Source organism: Desulfobaculum bizertense DSM 18034, assembly GCF_900167065.1.
In the GTDB taxonomy this organism is placed as follows: Bacteria; Desulfobacterota; Desulfovibrionia; order Desulfovibrionales; family Desulfovibrionaceae; genus Desulfobaculum; species Desulfobaculum bizertense.
Map to the genome: position 1 here is coordinate 481,365 of NZ_FUYA01000001.1, position 16,311 is coordinate 497,675.

The following is a 16,311-nucleotide window of genomic DNA, read 5'->3' on the forward strand; positions in this document are numbered from 1 at the left end:
TCATGACAGGTCACGACAGCTCGTATCCACAGGAGCGCACTCTTTCTGTGCTGCTTGTTGATGACGAAAAGGGCTACCTGGAGATTTTGCAAAAGCGCCTCAAAAGGCGCGGCATTCTCATTACAGGTGCGCCCTCAGGTCGGGATGCGCTCCAGACTTTACGGGAGCAGGAATTCGATCTCGCTGTTGTTGATCTCAAGATGCAGGACATGGACGGCATCGAACTGTTGAAAATTTTCCGGCGCATGGTGCCGGACATGCCTGTGCTGATGCTCACCGGCCACGGGTCGCAGGAGGCAGCACAGGAGGGTCTGCGGGCCGGGGCGTTTGATTATCTTACTAAACCCTGCGAGCTGGAGACGCTTATGAAAAAGATGCGCGCAGCAGCTCGGCTCAAGAGGGCACAGTCATGAACGATCTGGAATGTCGACTTCTTCTTGTGGATGACGAGCGAGCCTTTTCTGAGGCGCTGGCCCGTCGTCTGACGCATCGCGGAGCAGAAGTCATGTGTGCAGCAAGCGGTGAAGAAGCGGTCGCCGTGTTGAAGCACGACATTTTTGATGTGGTTGTGCTGGATGTAAAGATGCCCGGCATTGGCGGCATGGGCGTGCTGAAGCACATCCGGAAATATGCACCCGAAACAGAAGTCATCATGCTCACCGGGCACGCCGACATGGATGATGCCATTAGGGGCATGGAGCTTGGTGCCTATGATTACCTGCTCAAACCTGTGAATTTTACAATTCTTTTACACCGGCTGCAGGACGCCACGAGCCAGCAGCCAGCAGAACAAAATAGGGCAGTTCCCAAAGAACGCACGGGAACGTCGATTGAGGACACATGAAACGGAGGAGCTTAGCATGAAGCTCGGAAAGCAGATGTATCAGGCGCTTTTGGAGGGTTCCAAAGCCTACGCACGGTGGGATTTGGAAACATCCAGAAACATACTCACCAGTAAGAAAAGACTGTTCATTCTCGCCCTCATGGTTGTGCCAATCGTTATCGGCTCCATAGCCATAGCGTCACCAGAACTTCCGGCAATTTTGGGCGGGAAAAAGGCGTACTCACCCGCATTCTACACGCCTGTGATTTTTGGCGTGTCCATTGTGATTGGCCTGTGCGCCGGGCTTATTACCGGCTGCATCGGCGCTGGCGGCGGGTTTATCATTACCCCGGCACTGATGAGTGCGGGTATCAAGGGCATTCTGGCCGTTGGTACCGACCTCTTTCACATCTTTGCCAAGGCCATCATGGGCACGGCAATTCACAAGAAGCTGGGCAACGTCTCAGTGGGACTGGCAGTCGCCTTTCTGGTTGGCTCCATCCTTGGCGTGACGGGTGGCGGTGTCATTAACCGCGCGCTCTACAACTTTAACCCGCTTCTTTCTGATACCTTTATCAGCCTCATTTACGTGTTCCTGCTGGGTTTCCTTGGTATTTATGCCTTGCAGGATTTCCTGAAACTGCGTCGCAGCGAGAACGCTCCGCAGGCAGAGCAGGTGGTCGCGGCCGAGAAAAAATCGCACCGTCGCTCGTTGCCAGAGTGTTTGCAGGCAAGTCGTATTCCGCCACTCATTAGTTTTGACGAAGATCTGACTCCCGGCGGGAAGAAGATCCCGGCCCTGTTTGTTGCCCTGTGTGGTGGCGTTGTTGGCTTTGCCGCAGCCATCATGGGCGTTGGCGGTGGATTCCTGACCTTCCCTATGTTCGTGTACATCCTTGGCGTTTCGTCCTTTACCACAGTCGGTACGGATATTCTCCAGATTATCTTTACCGCTGGCTATGGCGCCATTTCCCAGTATGCCATTTATGGATTCATCTTCTATACCCTCGCAATGGGGATGCTGCTTGGCTCGCTGATCGGCATTCAGGTTGGCGCGCTGACCACAAAGGTCGTCAAGGGAATCTACATTCGCGGATTCTATGCCACCGCAATTCTGGCAGGATTCGTCAACCGGCTCTTTGCCCTTCCGGCAAAGCTCAATGACATGAAGGTCATTTCCATTTCTCCTTCTCTTGCCTCTGTGAGCACGGATATTGGCAACTTCCTGTTCTTCATTACCATTGGCATTTTCGCAGTGTGGGTTCTGTCGAAGTTCTTCGGCAACATGAAGCTGCTGCGAGAGGAGGCATAAATGGCACACTACGACAAAAAGCATCTCATGGTCGGCTCTTCGATGGGACTGGTCTTTCTGGTTCTGCTCGCGCTGATGTTCTCCCCGTTATATGGGGACGGCATGAACGCTCTGGAATACTCCGACCATCTGTTTAATACCATTGCCAAAGGCTCGACAGAGTATATCCCTGGGCTTGAGGCTGAAGTGCAGGAGTATGACGGTGAGCAGCTGGAACTGACACTCAAGGCTCCCACTGACGAAAAGAATCCCGATGAGCTGGCTATGCGGATTGCCGCTGTGCTGGGCAAAGTCGCGGATGTGTCTGTGGAAAATGCAACGCTGACAGTCTCAGGTGCTGTAAGCCCGGTCCTCAATACTGTCCTCGAAGACTCGATGGACATGTTTGAAAACCGTGGTGACACTGTGAGTGGTCGCTATGGCATGGATGAACGGCTGGTGCTGTTTACCTGGTGGCAGGCTCTTGGCGAAATGAGTCAGGAACTCAAGCATCAGGGCGGCAAGGAAAAGACTCAGCTTGCCGCATTCATGGACAGCATTCAGAAACGAGCCGTTGAAGTTGGCTATAATTTCTACGGGATTGAGCCAGAACACGCCTCCGATCGTGCAGGCGTTCTGACCTTTGCTCTGGTGTTTTACATCTTCTATACTGTCTGGTGGGGCATGACCATTTTCTATCTCTTTGAGGGACTGGGACTGGTCATGAGCGCCGGAGACAAGAAGGAAGTCTAGAGCATTCATCGGGATCGCCTTCTCAATTCCCAAGGATTGTGTTGGTCTCCTGACACGGGGCCGGTCCGGCATGGCCGGCCCTCCTTACTCCCTCCCAGAACCTTAGCCCTAACGACACAGGGAACACACATGGCATGGCTTCGAAGCATAGTTGACAGAATGGCAGGCATCACGCGGGAACGCCCCAGCAGTACGGAGCGTGAGGAACGCAGACTGGCCTGTCGCAACCAGCATCACAGCTTTCAGATTCTGCTGGCTGCCAACTCGCGTGCTTTGGAGCTGATGAGTGATGTGGAAGAAGTCCTGCACGGTGGGCGCGTGTTTGGCATGTCCTTTGTCCGGGCAAGCTGCACAGCCATGTCGGTGAGCGTGTACAACGTCATCAAGCATCTCGATAACATCGCTCCGGGCAAATATCAGCAGCTGTTTAGCCGTTTTGACAGCATACAGACACAGATCACGGAGGCCCTTGCTCCGACCCGGACCAAGATGAATACGGACAGGGTTGTTCCGCTGGAAATCGTCGACAAGAATCTTGCGGACGTTGTGGGGAGCAAGATGGCGAACCTTGGTGAAATTACCAGTCAGATTGGTTTGCCTGTGCCTGCGGGCTTTGTGGTGACAGTTCGCGGTTTTGACGAGTTTATGAGTCAGGACGGTTTGCAGGAAGAGATAGAACGGCTGATTCAGGCTACGAAAGTGGAAGACATGAGCGAGCGCTTTGCGCTGTCCGCCCAGATTCAGCAAAAAATAATGGAGACGAAGCTCCCAGAGAAACTGGAGCACAGTCTTTTTGAACAGTTTGATATTTTGAATAAGCGACTTGGACCGAATCTGCATATTTCGCTGCGGTCCAGTGCCCTTGGTGAGGATGCCGTAGGAACCTCCTTTGCCGGGCAGTTTCGCTCACTTTTGAATGTTGACCGGGATACACTTGCAGACGCCTACCGGGAAGTTGTGGCTAGCCTGTATGGGTTACCCGCCCTGAGCTACAGGCTGAACAGAGGTATACGCGATGAAGACGTCGCCATGTGTGTTGGTGGTATGGCTATGGTGGATTCCGTAGCCGGGGGCGTTGTGTATTCCAGAAGCCCTGTGAATGTACGCGACAGGGCGGTTATCATTCACGCGGTCTGGGGTCTTCCCAAACTGGTGGTGGATGGGAAGGCGACCCCGGACCGCATAGAAGTTTCCCGCCCGCATCCCGGAGAGAGCGTGTTGCACATCCGCTCGCGGGTGACGGCGCACAAAACGGAAAAATATATATGCCGCAAGGAAGAGGGCGTTGTGCTGGTCGAACAGCCAGAAGAGCAGATTGATGCCCCCGCTCTTGGCGATGACCACGCCTTGCAACTTGCGGACATGGCGACTCGGCTGGAAGACTATTACGGAACACCACAGGATATTGAGTGGTGTCTGGATACTTATGGCCGGTTGTATATCCTCCAGTGTCGGCCTCTGGCGCGGCGCGACTCTGCCGAAGTCGTGCCAGAGGCAGCGACGCGGCGCTATGGCGAACCTGTGTCCACAGGTGGCCAGACGGCAAGTCCCGGCGTTGGCTGCGGCCCTGTGTATCGGGTCGAAAGTGATGTCGACGCCCTCCAGTTTCCTCCCGGATCTGTACTCGTGACCCGTCTGGCCCTGCCAAAGTGGGCTTCACTCCTGAACTGGTGCGCGGCGGTTGTGACCGAGCAGGGCAGTGTGACCGGGCATTTTGCCAACGTGGCGCGGGAGTTTGGTATTCCTGTCATCACAGGGCATACCGGGGCCTTGAGCACGCTGAGACCTCGACGGGTTGTGACTGTTGATGCTGACGGCTGTGTGATTTATCCGGGCTGTGTGGATGACCTGTTGCAGCGGGGGAAGCCTCGCCCTGATCTCATGAAGGGCAGTCCTGTTTATGAGCTGCTCCGGCAGATCAGCAAGCTCCTTCTGCCCCTGAACCTTGTTGATCCGGATTCCCCGGATTTTCGGGTGCGCAACATTCGCTCGTTGCACGACATTACGCGTTTTTGTCATGAGAAGGCCGTGCACGAGATGTTTGAAAGCAACATGAATCGCGATCAGGAAGACTGCGCGAGCAAGCGGCTGGTGGACAAGGGAGAAGCAACCCAGTTTTGGGTCGTTGATCTTGAGGATGGGTTTGTGCGTCCAGAAGACGGAAATTCTGTGGACATCAGCAATATTGCGTCTGTTCCCATGCTGGCCCTTTGGGCGGGGATTAGCGCTATCCCGTGGGAAGGACCGCCGCGAGTTAACACGCGAGGCTTTATGTCCATTGTTGCCGAGGCGACCGTTAATCCTGCATTGCACCCAGCCTTGCAGTCCAAGTTTGCGAACCGGAATTATTTTTTGGTGTCCCGTGATTACTGCAACTTGCAGTCGCGCTTTGGGTTTCATTTTTCAACGGTCGAAGCCGTTGCCGGAGATCGGCCGCAGCGAAACTATGTGAATTTCCGTTTTGCCGGTGGAGCTGCTGATTATGATCGCCGTTGTCGGCGTGCGCGGTTTATTGGCGGGATTCTTGAGGACATTGATTTTTACGTGAACGTCAGGGGCGATACCGTCCTTGCCCGCTACGAAGGATTTCCAAAGGATGTGATGTGCACGCAGCTTCGGGTCATGGGGTATTTGACGATGCACACGCGTCAGCTCGACATGATTATGGCGGATGCTGAGGCCACCAGTATTCACCGCAAAAAGATTATGGCCGATGTTGAAAAATTGCTCTCGCCTCAGTCGCAGTAGAGCCCAGCGTGACTGAGGCTCGTGGCACTAAAAAACTCCTCCCTAACGAAGAACGCCCACCTTGCGAGCACAAGGTGGGCGTTCTTTTATCGGCTTGGGAAAGGGCTATTTGTTGGGACCGTAGACGGCCTCGACGCCCTTTTTGAATTCTGCAAAGCGGCCTTCGCGAATGGCCTGACGGGCATCCTTGGTGAGTTTCAGGAAGTAACTCAGGTTGTGGATGGTGTTCAGGCGGTAGGAAAGCAGCTCTTTTGCTGTGTACAGGTGCCGCAGGTATGCCTTAGAGAAGGTGCGGCAGGTGTAGCAGTTGCATTCCGGGTCCAGCGGAGAATCATCTTCCTTGAACTCGGCGCGCTTGATGTTCACCTTGCCCTGCGATGTAAACAGCGTGCCGTTTCTGGCGTTACGCGAGGGAAGCACGCAGTCAAACATGTCAATGCCAGCTTCGATGCCGTCCAGAATATCCAGAGGAGTACCAACGCCCATCAGGTAGCGCGGCTTGTCCACGGGCAAAAGCGGAGCAGAAGCGCGAAGCACTTCCAGCATTTTGGGCTTGGGTTCGCCAACAGACAGGCCACCAAGAGCAAAGCCGTCAAAAGGCAGTTCGCTCAGCTCGGCAATGCTGCGGTCTCGCAGGTCCTGGAAGAATCCGCCCTGCGTGATGCCAAAGAGCAGCTGGCCATTCTGGCCGGGCTTATGGAATTCGCGGCAGCGTTTGGCCCAGCGGGTCGTCAGCTCTAGAGCTTTCTTGGTGTATTCGTAGCTGGCACCGTATGCTGCGCATTCGTCAAAGCACATCATGATGTCAGAACCAAGATTCTGCTGGATGGAAATTGCTTTTTCGGGGGTGAAAAAGTGCTTGGAACCGTCAATGTGGGAGCGGAATTCCACGCCATCATCAGTGATTTTGCGCAGGCCACTCAGGCTAAAGACCTGAAACCCACCGGAGTCGGTCAGGATAGGGCCGTCCCAGCCATTAAAGGCATGGAGACCACCGCGGCGTTTTACAAGCTCGTCGCCGGGGCGCAAATACAGGTGATAGGTGTTGCCCAGAATAACCTGTGCTTCCATCTCGTGCAGGTCGCGAGGGTCAATGCTCTTGACGCTGCCAACGGTTCCAACAGGCATAAAAACTGGCGTTTTGACCAGTCCGTGTGCCGTCATCAAATAGCCCTGGCGTGCCTTGCCTTCTGTGGCGGCAACGCGGAAATCGCCGGGCTTTGTCAGTTGAGAAATAATGTCTTCGTGCATACTACCTAGACCCCTTTTCTGGGGCAGATGTCGGCCAGTTCACAGTCCGGGCACTTGGGTGAGCGTGCGTTGCACACCTGACGGCCAAACAGTACCAGCCAGTGGTTAATGTCTGCCCACAGCTTGCGGGGAAAGAGTTTCATCAAATCTTTTTCAATTACAGCAACATTGGTGGATTCTGTCAGCCCCATGCGAAACGTCAGGCGTTTTACGTGGGTGTCGACAGCAACACCTTCATGAATGCCAAAGGCCGTGCCGAGCACAATGTTTGCGGTTTTGCGGGCAACGCCGTGCAGTCGAATCAGCTCGGCCATTGTACGCGGCATTTCGCCATTGAACTCATCCATGAGCAGATTGGCAGACGCAACAAGATTCTTGGCCTTGTTGCGGAAAAAACCTGTGGAGTGGATGACCTCCATAACCTCTTCGACATTGGCCTTGGCCATTGCGGCCGGATTGGGCCAGCGGCGGAACAGCTCCGGCGTAACTTTGTTGACTCGGGCGTCTGTGCACTGGGCAGCAAGTACCGTTGCAACCATAAGCTCCCACGGTGAATTCCATGTCAGCTCGGTGTCCGGGTCGGGAAAGCGCCGGGCAAGACGCTCTGCAATGATGTCTGCGCGTTCCTGTCGGGTCATGTGTCTCTGGTCTCCTTTTCGCGCTGTGGCGGAAAAAGCTGTGTATAGGAATATGGCGCCTTTTTCCACCCTTGGGATTCTGGTCTACTGCTCCAGAATGGCGTCGCTGAATTTGCCAACACCGTATTCGCTCCGGCGGAAGAATTTTTCTGGTGCCGGGCCAATAATCTGGAGTTCGCGGTGCTTGCGCTGGACGTCGAGTGCAATTTGCATCTCCTTGGTGCAGCCCGTGGAGAATGTCGAGTCTTTTCCTGCCCAGATTGGCGGGACCCGCATCCCCATCAGTTCAAAGCTTCGCTCAATGTCAGCAACGGTCTGGAAACGCCAGACATTCAGAAGGCCGCTTCGCTGCACCTTTTCCCACATATACATCAGGTCGTCCGCGTCCATCCCTTCTTCAAAGTGTTCTGCGGGATTAATAATATAGGTGTTGGCGAGGCGTTTTCGGAGGTAACGCACATAGGTGTCGACAACCTTGATTGCAAGGTCGACCTGCCCCGGCAGGGAGCCAATAATTGCGCTATAGAACATGACGGTTTGTCCAGAATTTCTGGCTTCCCGCATTTCTTCGATGATTTCAAAAGCTTTATCGCCCAGATCTTTTTCTGAGAAAGTAATGATGCTTTTGGGGCGTTTTTTGAGCCGAATCTGGAAGCGGCCGCTTTTATCGCGCCACCAGCAGAGCACATCGCGGCTGAATTTTTGGCTTGTGTTAATGAGGCGGCGGAACTGGGGGTGCCCAGTCGCCATGATGAGGTCTGCCTCTTTCCACGCCCGCGCGAAGGTGATTGACGTGCGGTACAGATTTAAATCTTCTCGCGAGCCATCAGAAATAATCAGGAAAGGATGCTGGCGCTGGACGCTCAGCAGTTCGTTTTTACTCACGCTGCTATTTTGCAGGAAAAAGGCGTCAGAAATATGTTTTGCCAGCACTGGGTCATGTTCCCAGTCCCAGAATGACGGGCTGACGAAGTTAAATCCTTCTTTTACTGCCAGCGTGACTTTATGGCCCTGTCGGAGCAGTGAGCGGATAATCAGGATATCAAACATGAGGCCGCCCGCGCGGTCCGGGATATACAGGATTTTTCTCGGCTGGCCAGGGCATGGCCCAAAGGTTTCTTCGAGGCAGCGTGTTGATTCCGGTGCGCTTAGGTCCGTCGGGGTGATTTTATCGCATGCCGCCTGGTAGTACGCTTCGGTCCAGATTCCTGACATGGTCGAGAGGTGGATCAGCCTTTCCAGCTCCATCAGGTCCAGATCAAAGCGCAGGTCTTGCAGCCTTTTGCAGCTCATATACCGTTCCGGGCACACGTTGAGTAGTCTATCCAGTTCTGGCGACTCAATAGCCTCTTGCGCCTGTCGGTTATATCTCCTGCGGATGCCGCGGAAAGGGTCTTCTATCCCTGACTGGGTCATGAAAATTGTCAGGAACCGCTTCATCATTCGCGATGGAATCACAATTGGCGATGCCTGAATTTGGCGGTATTTATGTCTGCACAGCAGAATAATTTTCTTTCGCGTGTATTTGTCCGGGACGTAGCGGCGAACCAGCTTGACCAGTGCGACCCATTTTTCGTGGTAGCGGCGCGTGAGATCACTATCAAGCTTCGAACTCAACAGGTGCGGTACCAGCAGATCAGAGCATGGCAGATAAACCTGATTTTCCTCCAGTGACAGCATGAAACGCATCTGTTCCTGCGATGCGTTCTTGTCCGGATCTATCGTGTATTCAAGGTTGTTTTCAGATAAGAAGTGCAACAGCCACGCATCAAGGCGTGCGGATTTTCCAAAATACAGCGATGCGGTGTTCATCGGAATCTCTTGCATGTCTCTCCTCGTTCAGTCTTATGCCATTTCCCTAACTCTACAGGCATTCGCTACAGACAGCAAAGTCGTGCTGGATGAGTGGGTGGGGGGATAAGATTGGGGGCCAGTCCCAGCGCATTAGCGCTGGATGGGTGGGTGGGGGAAATTGGGGGCCAGCCCCCAAACCCCCGCGTAAGGGAATGATTCCCTTACGTATCCTCATCGAGTTTAAAAGCCGTTCAAGCTTCGCTTGAACGGCTTTTAAACTTGGGTGAGAAGGCGTAAAGAAGCTCTTTCTCTTTCCCGTGCGTTGCCACCAATCAGGAATACGTGCGGTCAGAAAAAGGCAGAAGAATAGGCGATCGGGAAACGCCCACTAGCTCAAAAAAACGGCTGATGGAGAGGAAAGCGAAGCTTTCATCCCATTCAGCCGTTTTTTTGAGCGATAGCGGGATTCCCAAGGGCCTCGTCCTTGGGCGGGGTCAAGGGGCAGCGCCCCTTGCAGGGTTTGGGGCAGCGCCCCAATAACACAACACCCACCCACCACAACACTTGCACAAGTGTGAAACAGCTCGCTAGTCGTTGTGAACGATTTTAAGAGGTCCGAGGGCCTGCTTAACGGGCATGAGTTCGATGGAATTGATGTTGACGTGAGCGGGGAGGGTCGCAGCCCAGAAGACGGATTCTGCAATATCGACAGGGGTGAGGGCGTTAACGTTTTCGTAGATGCTTTTTGCTTTGCTGGAGTCACCCTTAAAGCGAACGAGCGAGAATTCTGTTTCAGCGAGACCGGGTTCGATGTTGGTCACGCGAATGGGCTTTCCGATGAGGTCCTCGCGCAGGTTGAGGGAGAACTGTTTCACAAAAGCCTTGGTCCCACCATAGACGTTGCTTCCGGGATAAGGGTAGGTGCCGGAGATGGAGCCGAGGTTGATGATGTGGCCGGAGTTTCGTTTGACCATGCCGGGAAGGATGGCGCGGGTCATGTAGAGCAGCCCTTTGATGTTGGTGTCGACCATGACGTTCCAGTCCTCAAGAGAGGCGGTGTCGGCAGATTCAAGACCGAGGGCGAGGCCGGCATTGTTGACGAGCAGGTCGATAGCCTGAAAGTCCTCGGGAATGCTGGCGAGTGCTGCTTTGATAGCGCTGTTGTCGCGAACGTCAAAACAGAGCGTGTGGACGGGCGCTGGTGCCAGCTCTGCGGCGAGTTCGGTGAGTCGCTCCTGACGGCGACCAGTAATGATGACCTTCCAGCCCTCGGCGGCAAAACGTGTTGCGCAGGCTTTGCCAAAGCCGGACGTTGCGCCAGTAATCAAGACGATTTTCTGCATGACTCTTCCTTTGTAAAAAATGTTGCGGGAGTGATTGTAGAGTACAGATTTCTTCGTGCCTTTCAAGGGCTGAGTAAGCCCTTACAAACAGATTCCTACTGTTGACCTCGGAATATTTCTCCTTATAAATTTTGGAGAAGAGAGCCAGAAGATAATTTTGATTGAGCCGATGTGTGGTTTGCGATGAAGGAAGAGAAACAGAAAAAAAAGAGAACCGAGCAAAACAGAAGCGCACGTGCTGTGCAGGTGCTGCTGCTCTGCTGTGCGCTTGCTTTTGGCGCGGTGGAGGCTCAGGCGGGGAATTATGACCGGGGGCGCTCTCATTTCGTGAGTGCGACGGGGCGAGTCACTGATACAAGCGTTGTTACGGCGGGGGACATCCATGCTGCCGGAGTAAAGACGCTGAAACAGGCGATAGCCTTGCTGCCGGGCGTTTATTTGATGTCCGATCAGGATGGAAATTCGCGCCTTGATATCCGGGGCTTTGGGGCAACGAGCGTCAAAGTTTTGCTGAATGGTATCCCTGTGACCTCGCCATACGACGGAGAAATTTCGACAGACTTCGTGTCGCTGAAAGATGTGGCGCGCATTGAGCTTGTTCGAGGCGGTAGCTCTGTGCTCTATGGTCCTGGCGGCACGGCTGGAACAATTAATATCCTGACTAAGGGCGACGCTCCGAATATTTTTCGAAGCATGCACGCTAATTTCCAAAATGGAAAAGGCTCAAAATCCGGCTTCCATGCGCAAAAGCGACTGGATGGGATGACACTGTTTGCTAATGGTGGCTATACGCGCCTGCGTTCAAAACTTGGAAACGGACCTGCCCCGGGAGATGATGGGAGCCATACTCTTGGCCGCTATCACTGGACCGAAACGGCGGCACCTCTGAATATCGTTGAGCGAAAGAAAGAGGATGAACCCAGAGTGCTTTCACGCGGAAAGCTGAAACCTCGTGATGATGTTGAAGCAATGTCTATCCAGCTTGGGGCGGAACATCGCTTTGTGATTCCGCTGGATGTGCGGGGCTGGGTCTACGCGAGTCGCCTGAATGAGCGAGATGTCCACCGGGATGATTTTTTGAATTACAGCACGGAAAACACCGTGCAGGACTCAAGCACGAAAACCTTCCGCACGGGTGGTACGGTGCAGGCCGCATACCACCTTGGTGCTCCGGGAACTCTGTCGGCAGGGTTCTCCGTTGAGCGTGACCAGTGGAGAAGTAGCGATTTTGAGACGTTTACGGCTGAGGAGTCGGGGACGACTTCAAATAAGCAGGTGCAGGAAGATTATACGGTGAATACGTGGAGTGCTGCGCTGGAGTATGAGCTGGAGTTGTGGAAGCACGCCGGGCTTGTGCTGGGTTCCGGCTGGCATGGTCATAGCAGCGCCAACCGCGAGGATGAAGTACAGTGGAGCGGGCTAGGCGGCGTGTACGTTGATCCACTAAAAAATACACGACTGCGGGCGCTGGTGTCCCGAAAGGTGCGCTTCCCGTCCATGGAGCAGCTTTACGATCAGGACGCGGGGAATCTGGCTTTGCAGTCAGAACTGGCAACACACTACGAGCTTGGTGTGATCCAGAAAATTCCGGACTGGCAGACGAGCGTAAACCTGAGTGTTTTTCGGATTGATACCCAGAACACCATTAGAAATATTGATGACCACTATGTAGATGACGGTGATTATCGATTTTATGGTTTTGAAAGCTCTGTTTCGAATTCCTCAATTAAAAATTTGCGACTTCGCTTTGCCTACACGTTTTTGGACCCGCTTTCCGCAGACATAAGCGGAAACTATAAGGCTTTTCAGGAACGGCCAGATAATACTTTTGCTCTTGAGGGCTGGTATAAGCTGCCAGAAGGACTGAAAGTGTATTTTTCGTGGAACTATCTGGGCTACGGCTGGAGCGAGAGCGTGGATTCTGAGGAAGATCTTTCGCGAAAGAGCTTCCATATTGTGAATATGCGAGTTTCCAAGAAGTTTAGCCGGGTACTGGAAGGGTACGTCGTTGGTGACAACCTGCTGGATGTCCGGGAGGAGGATGGCTACCGGCTTCCGTGGTCTGGACGAACACTTTCGGTCGGGATGTCGTGGAAATTTTGAAAAAAAAGCCCCTGCTTTTGGCGGGGGCTTTTTTTTAGGCTGCGTTCATAAATATTTTCATAAACTGGGGTCGAGGCATTGTTTTGACGAGCTTAACGAGGAGGGCCATGACGCCAAGACTCACGATGAGACGCCCCCACATGATGCCGGAGAAGTCCGCACCGATGAGGACCATGAGAAGTGGGTCTTCAATGAGCGAGTGAGCGACGCCCATGAGGGTCATGGCGCTAAAGATGTCGCGCTGGGGGACTGCTCCTTCGCGGATTTCGTGCATGATGAGTCCGCTACCATAAGACAGGCCGAGAGTGAGGCCCACAACAGTAAGCGTCGCGGCCTGCGGGCCAATACCCATAAAGGTCAGGATGGGGCGAAGAACAAAGTTGATGGCTTCGGTGATACGAAGTTTGTTCAGGAGCTTCATCATGAACATGAGGGCGACAATGATGCCATAGATAGAAACAAGTGTTTTAAGCTGATCGATGCCCCATTCCATAAGCGTTGCCGGGGGCGTGCCGGGATTCCAGAGTACTTGTGCTGGTTCGGTAAGAAGCCCAAAGTTTGAATAGATTAGATGGAGGATGACGCCTGCGAGCAGGGCGACTGCACAGCGAAAGAGCACCTGAAACCAGAGGCTTGGACCACACTTTTGGGCAACTTTACATTCGACGGGCAGGGCGTGGGCAATGAGAAGCATGGTGGCGAGCACCGTGACCTGCCCCACGTTGAGCATCGCCGCAGGAGCAAGGCTGATGTAGACAACAAGTCCCGAATAGTTGTTAACGAGAAGGCCTGTCGCCCAGACAAGCCCCATGCTTGCAGGGAGTCCGACAAGCTGCATGAGGGGGCCAAGCGGGATGGCCAGATACTGGATGAGGTCAAATTCCTGCAAGAGCTTAACGATAATGATGATAGGCACCATCACCTTAAAAAGCTCAATGGAAGCCTCTGTTGCATCGCGAAACGTTTTTAGTGTCGCCTGGAGAAGCTCTTTTGACATGGCTCTCTTGTGTTGTAATGAGGTTGATAGAGAAAGTAGTGCCAACGAGCTTGGAATAGAATAGCTTTGGGTGAAGGTAAAGCATGAAAAAAGGGGCCGAAGCCCCTTGGTGTTTGTGTTTAGGAAAAAGCTTGGAGTGCCGTGCTAATCCGGTCTTTTGCCGTGAGTTCGGCAAGCCAGTTTTCTGGTATTGCGGCCGGACCATAGACCGCCCCAAGGACTGTTCCGAGGAGCATGCCACGTGCGGCAGAGTCGCCTCCGCACAAAACATTTTCGACAAGTGCGTCTTTGATGTTTTCAGGATGGCGAAGAAGCAGGTGCAGCGAGGATCGAAATGCGGCATTCATGGTGCAACCCTGTCCAAGCTTTGGGACGGCCTCAACACTGGTCAGGTTGAGCATGAAGCGGCTTTCTTCAAGCGACTGCTCCATGTTTGCCTGTTCGTAGTCTGCGGCACAGGCCAATGCGATGGCCTCAGGCATACTTTTGCCGTCAAAAATATCCCGAAGGACGCGGACGAAAAAGCGGGTTGCATCCAGAACAACCGGGGTGTTGTGCGTCATCCTGGCCTGCGCAACAGCGGCCTCTTCCAGTGCATCAAAGTCTCCGTAAAGCGCGGGAATAAGCGCTCCGAGGCGTGACGCAGCAGAAATGTCCGCAGAATTTGAGCCGGAGCTTTCTGGACCACTGCCAGACGCAATATTATTGAGTGTCTCTTTTGTGGCCTTGTCCCGGTATCCCGAATACTTTTCAAAGAGCTTTTGCCAGTCTTCAAAGAAGTTTTCCAGTTCAAAGCCGTGAGCAGCGCTGACGGATTCCAGCAGAACCAGAGCCTGATCTCCGTAGTGCGTCTGGTCTCCTGCTCCCTTGTCTTTGTGATACTGGCTTTGGATTGGAGCAGAATACTGCTCTGGATTGCTCAGCTTTTTATGTATTTCGTCCGTGCTGTATATCCAGTGAGGACCCAAAGCCAGAGCATCACCAGCAAACATTCCCAAGAGAGCGCCAGCCGCCCGTTCCTGTGGTGAAAGCGAAGTACTCATACGCATCACTCCAGTTGAAATGGTGAGGGGTTCTTTATTATTTATGTGCTCTTGTCTTTTGTTGCAAGCGAATCTCAGCGATTTCTCCCCGGCTTCTGGTCGTACCGTTAGAAAATATTTTATACTAGAGCTACATACAGAGCATGGAACTCTGTTCCCATTTCTCTAACATATGAGAAATGCGTCTTTTTTTGCAGAATAGACAGGCCAAATACCTTGACTGTCTGTTTTCCGTGCGTACCCTTCACCGCATGACGCATGGGAAAAAGTCCCATGAAAGGAAGTATTGTGAAAGCTCACGAAACCGCGCAAAAGGAACTGCGTTCTGCGCAAAAACGTGCTCTCTTTTCAATTTTTGTGAACGCGTCGCTGGCCGGAGCAAAGGGCATTGCGGGATTTGCCGCAGGGAGTGCCTCGCTCATTGGCGACGCCCTGCATTCTGCAACTGATGTTTTGGCTTCTGGCGCGGCCTTTGTTGGCTTATGGCTCGCCGGGCGCCGTCATCCCTCGTTTCCGTACGGTCTGTACAAGGCAGAAACCGTCGCGACCCTTATTATCAGTATTGTCGTTATTCTCGCCGCCTATGAGATTGGGCGCTGGGCAATTGTAGGAACTCCCGGTGCTCCCAACACAACGCTGGCTCTTACGGTTGCTGTCGCTTCCCTGATTATTACAGTTTCTTTTGGTCTGTATCAGCTTGCTCAGGGGCGAAAGCTTGGCTCCACAGCCCTTGTCGCGGATGCTCGTGACTACCTTGTCGACGGTGCCTCGACTCTCGTGGTTATCGCCAGTCTGATCGGTGAATCCTTTGGCTACCATCTTGAGCGTTACGCCGCTGGTGCGGTTTCTCTGTTTGTTTTTTGGGCCGGAGGCACATTACTTTTTCGGACTCTGAAAGACTTGATGGATGCCGGTATGGATCCAGAGGAACAGGAGAAAATTTCGAGCTATCTGAAAGCACATCCGCAGGTCCGCAGTGTTGAGGACTGCATGGGCCGCACTGCTGGTGGGCGCTATATCATCAATCTGGATGTTATTTTGCACACGACCTCGCATGAGGTTGCAGACCGGGTTGCAGATCGGCTTGAAGAAGAGCTTTATGCGGAATTCCCGCGTGTCGTGATGGCGCACATACGGACGCATCACGGCCATTCGGTAACAATACGGCGTTTTGTCCCTGCGCAGGATGAGAGCGGAAAGAGTTCAGAGCACTTTGCCTCTGCACCGTATTTTCGTGTCGAAACTGTAGACGCTGGTACCGGGAATGTTTTGCATTTTGAGGTGCTCCCCAATCCCCACAGCGACGCAGAAAAGACCAAGGGGCTTTTGGTTGGAAAGTGGCTTTTGGAGCTGGACCCTGACGAGGTGTGCATTGGCTCGGCAGGCGTGAACAAAACCGCAGGCTATCTGCTGCGAGAGGCTGGCGTGCGTCTTTTGGAAATGGATGGTACTCTTTGTGCTGATGTGGCGCATCTGCATTCTTCAAATGAGACTCCCGCGTCCTAAACCCTTGACAGTTTTTTTTCT

At 53.4% G+C, this 16,311-nt stretch carries 13 protein-coding genes; 7 read left to right on the forward strand and 6 right to left on the reverse strand.

Going from position 1 to position 16,311, the window contains the following annotated elements:
- The first annotated feature begins 2 nt into the window (after nucleotides 1–2).
- From B5D23_RS02195 to B5D23_RS02215, 5 genes are all read left to right on the forward strand, one after another.
- Nucleotides 3–413 (forward strand): response regulator, encoded by a 411-nt coding sequence (locus B5D23_RS02195; protein ID WP_078683752.1) that lies wholly within the window; start codon nucleotides 3–5, stop codon nucleotides 411–413.
- Complete coding sequence (locus B5D23_RS02200) at nucleotides 410–844, forward strand: response regulator (protein WP_078683753.1); 435 nt, start codon at nucleotides 410–412, stop codon at nucleotides 842–844. The genes B5D23_RS02195 and B5D23_RS02200 overlap by 4 nt, the downstream gene beginning before the upstream one ends.
- Before the next feature lie 16 nt (nucleotides 845–860).
- Nucleotides 861–2,135 (forward strand): sulfite exporter TauE/SafE family protein, encoded by a 1,275-nt coding sequence (locus tag B5D23_RS02205; RefSeq protein ID WP_078683754.1) that lies wholly within the window; start codon nucleotides 861–863, stop codon nucleotides 2,133–2,135.
- Entirely contained in the window at nucleotides 2,136–2,867 is a 732-nt protein-coding gene (locus B5D23_RS02210) for a hypothetical protein (protein WP_078683755.1), read from the forward strand.
- A gap of 129 nt (nucleotides 2,868–2,996) precedes the next feature.
- Nucleotides 2,997–5,615, forward strand: coding sequence for a PEP/pyruvate-binding domain-containing protein (locus tag B5D23_RS02215; protein ID WP_078683756.1), 2,619 nt, complete (start codon nucleotides 2,997–2,999; stop codon nucleotides 5,613–5,615).
- A gap of 105 nt (nucleotides 5,616–5,720) precedes the next feature.
- On the opposite strand, the gene tgt is transcribed toward B5D23_RS02215, so the two are convergent.
- From tgt to B5D23_RS02235, 4 genes are all read right to left on the reverse strand, one after another.
- A complete protein-coding gene (gene tgt, locus B5D23_RS02220) occupies nucleotides 5,721–6,842 on the reverse strand; it encodes a tRNA guanosine(34) transglycosylase Tgt (RefSeq protein WP_078683899.1) in 1,122 nt (373 codons plus the stop codon).
- Nucleotides 6,843–6,871: 29 nt separating this feature from the next.
- The gene (gene nth, locus B5D23_RS02225; RefSeq protein ID WP_078683757.1) at nucleotides 6,872–7,504 is read right to left on the reverse strand and encodes an endonuclease III; all 633 of its coding nucleotides are present in this window, start codon (nucleotides 7,502–7,504) and stop codon (nucleotides 6,872–6,874) included.
- A gap of 84 nt (nucleotides 7,505–7,588) precedes the next feature.
- Nucleotides 7,589–9,331, reverse strand: coding sequence for an ARMT1-like domain-containing protein (locus tag B5D23_RS02230; protein WP_078683758.1), 1,743 nt, complete (start codon nucleotides 9,329–9,331; stop codon nucleotides 7,589–7,591).
- Between the two features lie 554 nt (nucleotides 9,332–9,885).
- Nucleotides 9,886–10,641: an SDR family oxidoreductase gene (locus tag B5D23_RS02235; RefSeq protein WP_078683759.1), complete on the reverse strand. Its 756-nt coding sequence runs from the start codon at nucleotides 10,639–10,641 to the stop codon at nucleotides 9,886–9,888.
- Nucleotides 10,642–10,824: 183 nt separating this feature from the next.
- Here B5D23_RS02235 and B5D23_RS02240 point away from each other — a divergent pair, with 183 nt between their 5' ends.
- Entirely contained in the window at nucleotides 10,825–12,744 is a 1,920-nt protein-coding gene (locus B5D23_RS02240; RefSeq protein ID WP_078683760.1) for a TonB-dependent receptor, read from the forward strand.
- A 34-nt stretch (nucleotides 12,745–12,778) separates the two neighbouring features.
- Here B5D23_RS02240 and B5D23_RS02245 read toward each other — a convergent pair whose 3' ends face one another.
- Together B5D23_RS02245 and B5D23_RS02250 are read right to left on the reverse strand one after the other, a co-directional pair.
- A complete protein-coding gene (locus tag B5D23_RS02245) occupies nucleotides 12,779–13,741 on the reverse strand; it encodes a hypothetical protein (protein ID WP_078683761.1) in 963 nt (320 codons plus the stop codon).
- Between the two features lie 119 nt (nucleotides 13,742–13,860).
- Nucleotides 13,861–14,784 carry an ADP-ribosylglycohydrolase family protein gene (locus tag B5D23_RS02250; protein WP_159445876.1) on the reverse strand — a complete coding sequence of 308 codons (924 nt, stop codon included), beginning with the start codon at nucleotides 14,782–14,784 and terminating at the stop codon, nucleotides 13,861–13,863.
- Nucleotides 14,785–15,057: 273 nt separating this feature from the next.
- Between B5D23_RS02250 and B5D23_RS02255 the strand changes: the two genes are divergently transcribed.
- Nucleotides 15,058–16,290 (forward strand): cation diffusion facilitator family transporter, encoded by a 1,233-nt coding sequence (locus B5D23_RS02255; RefSeq protein WP_078683763.1) that lies wholly within the window; start codon nucleotides 15,058–15,060, stop codon nucleotides 16,288–16,290.
- Nucleotides 16,291–16,311: the final 21 nt, after the last annotated feature.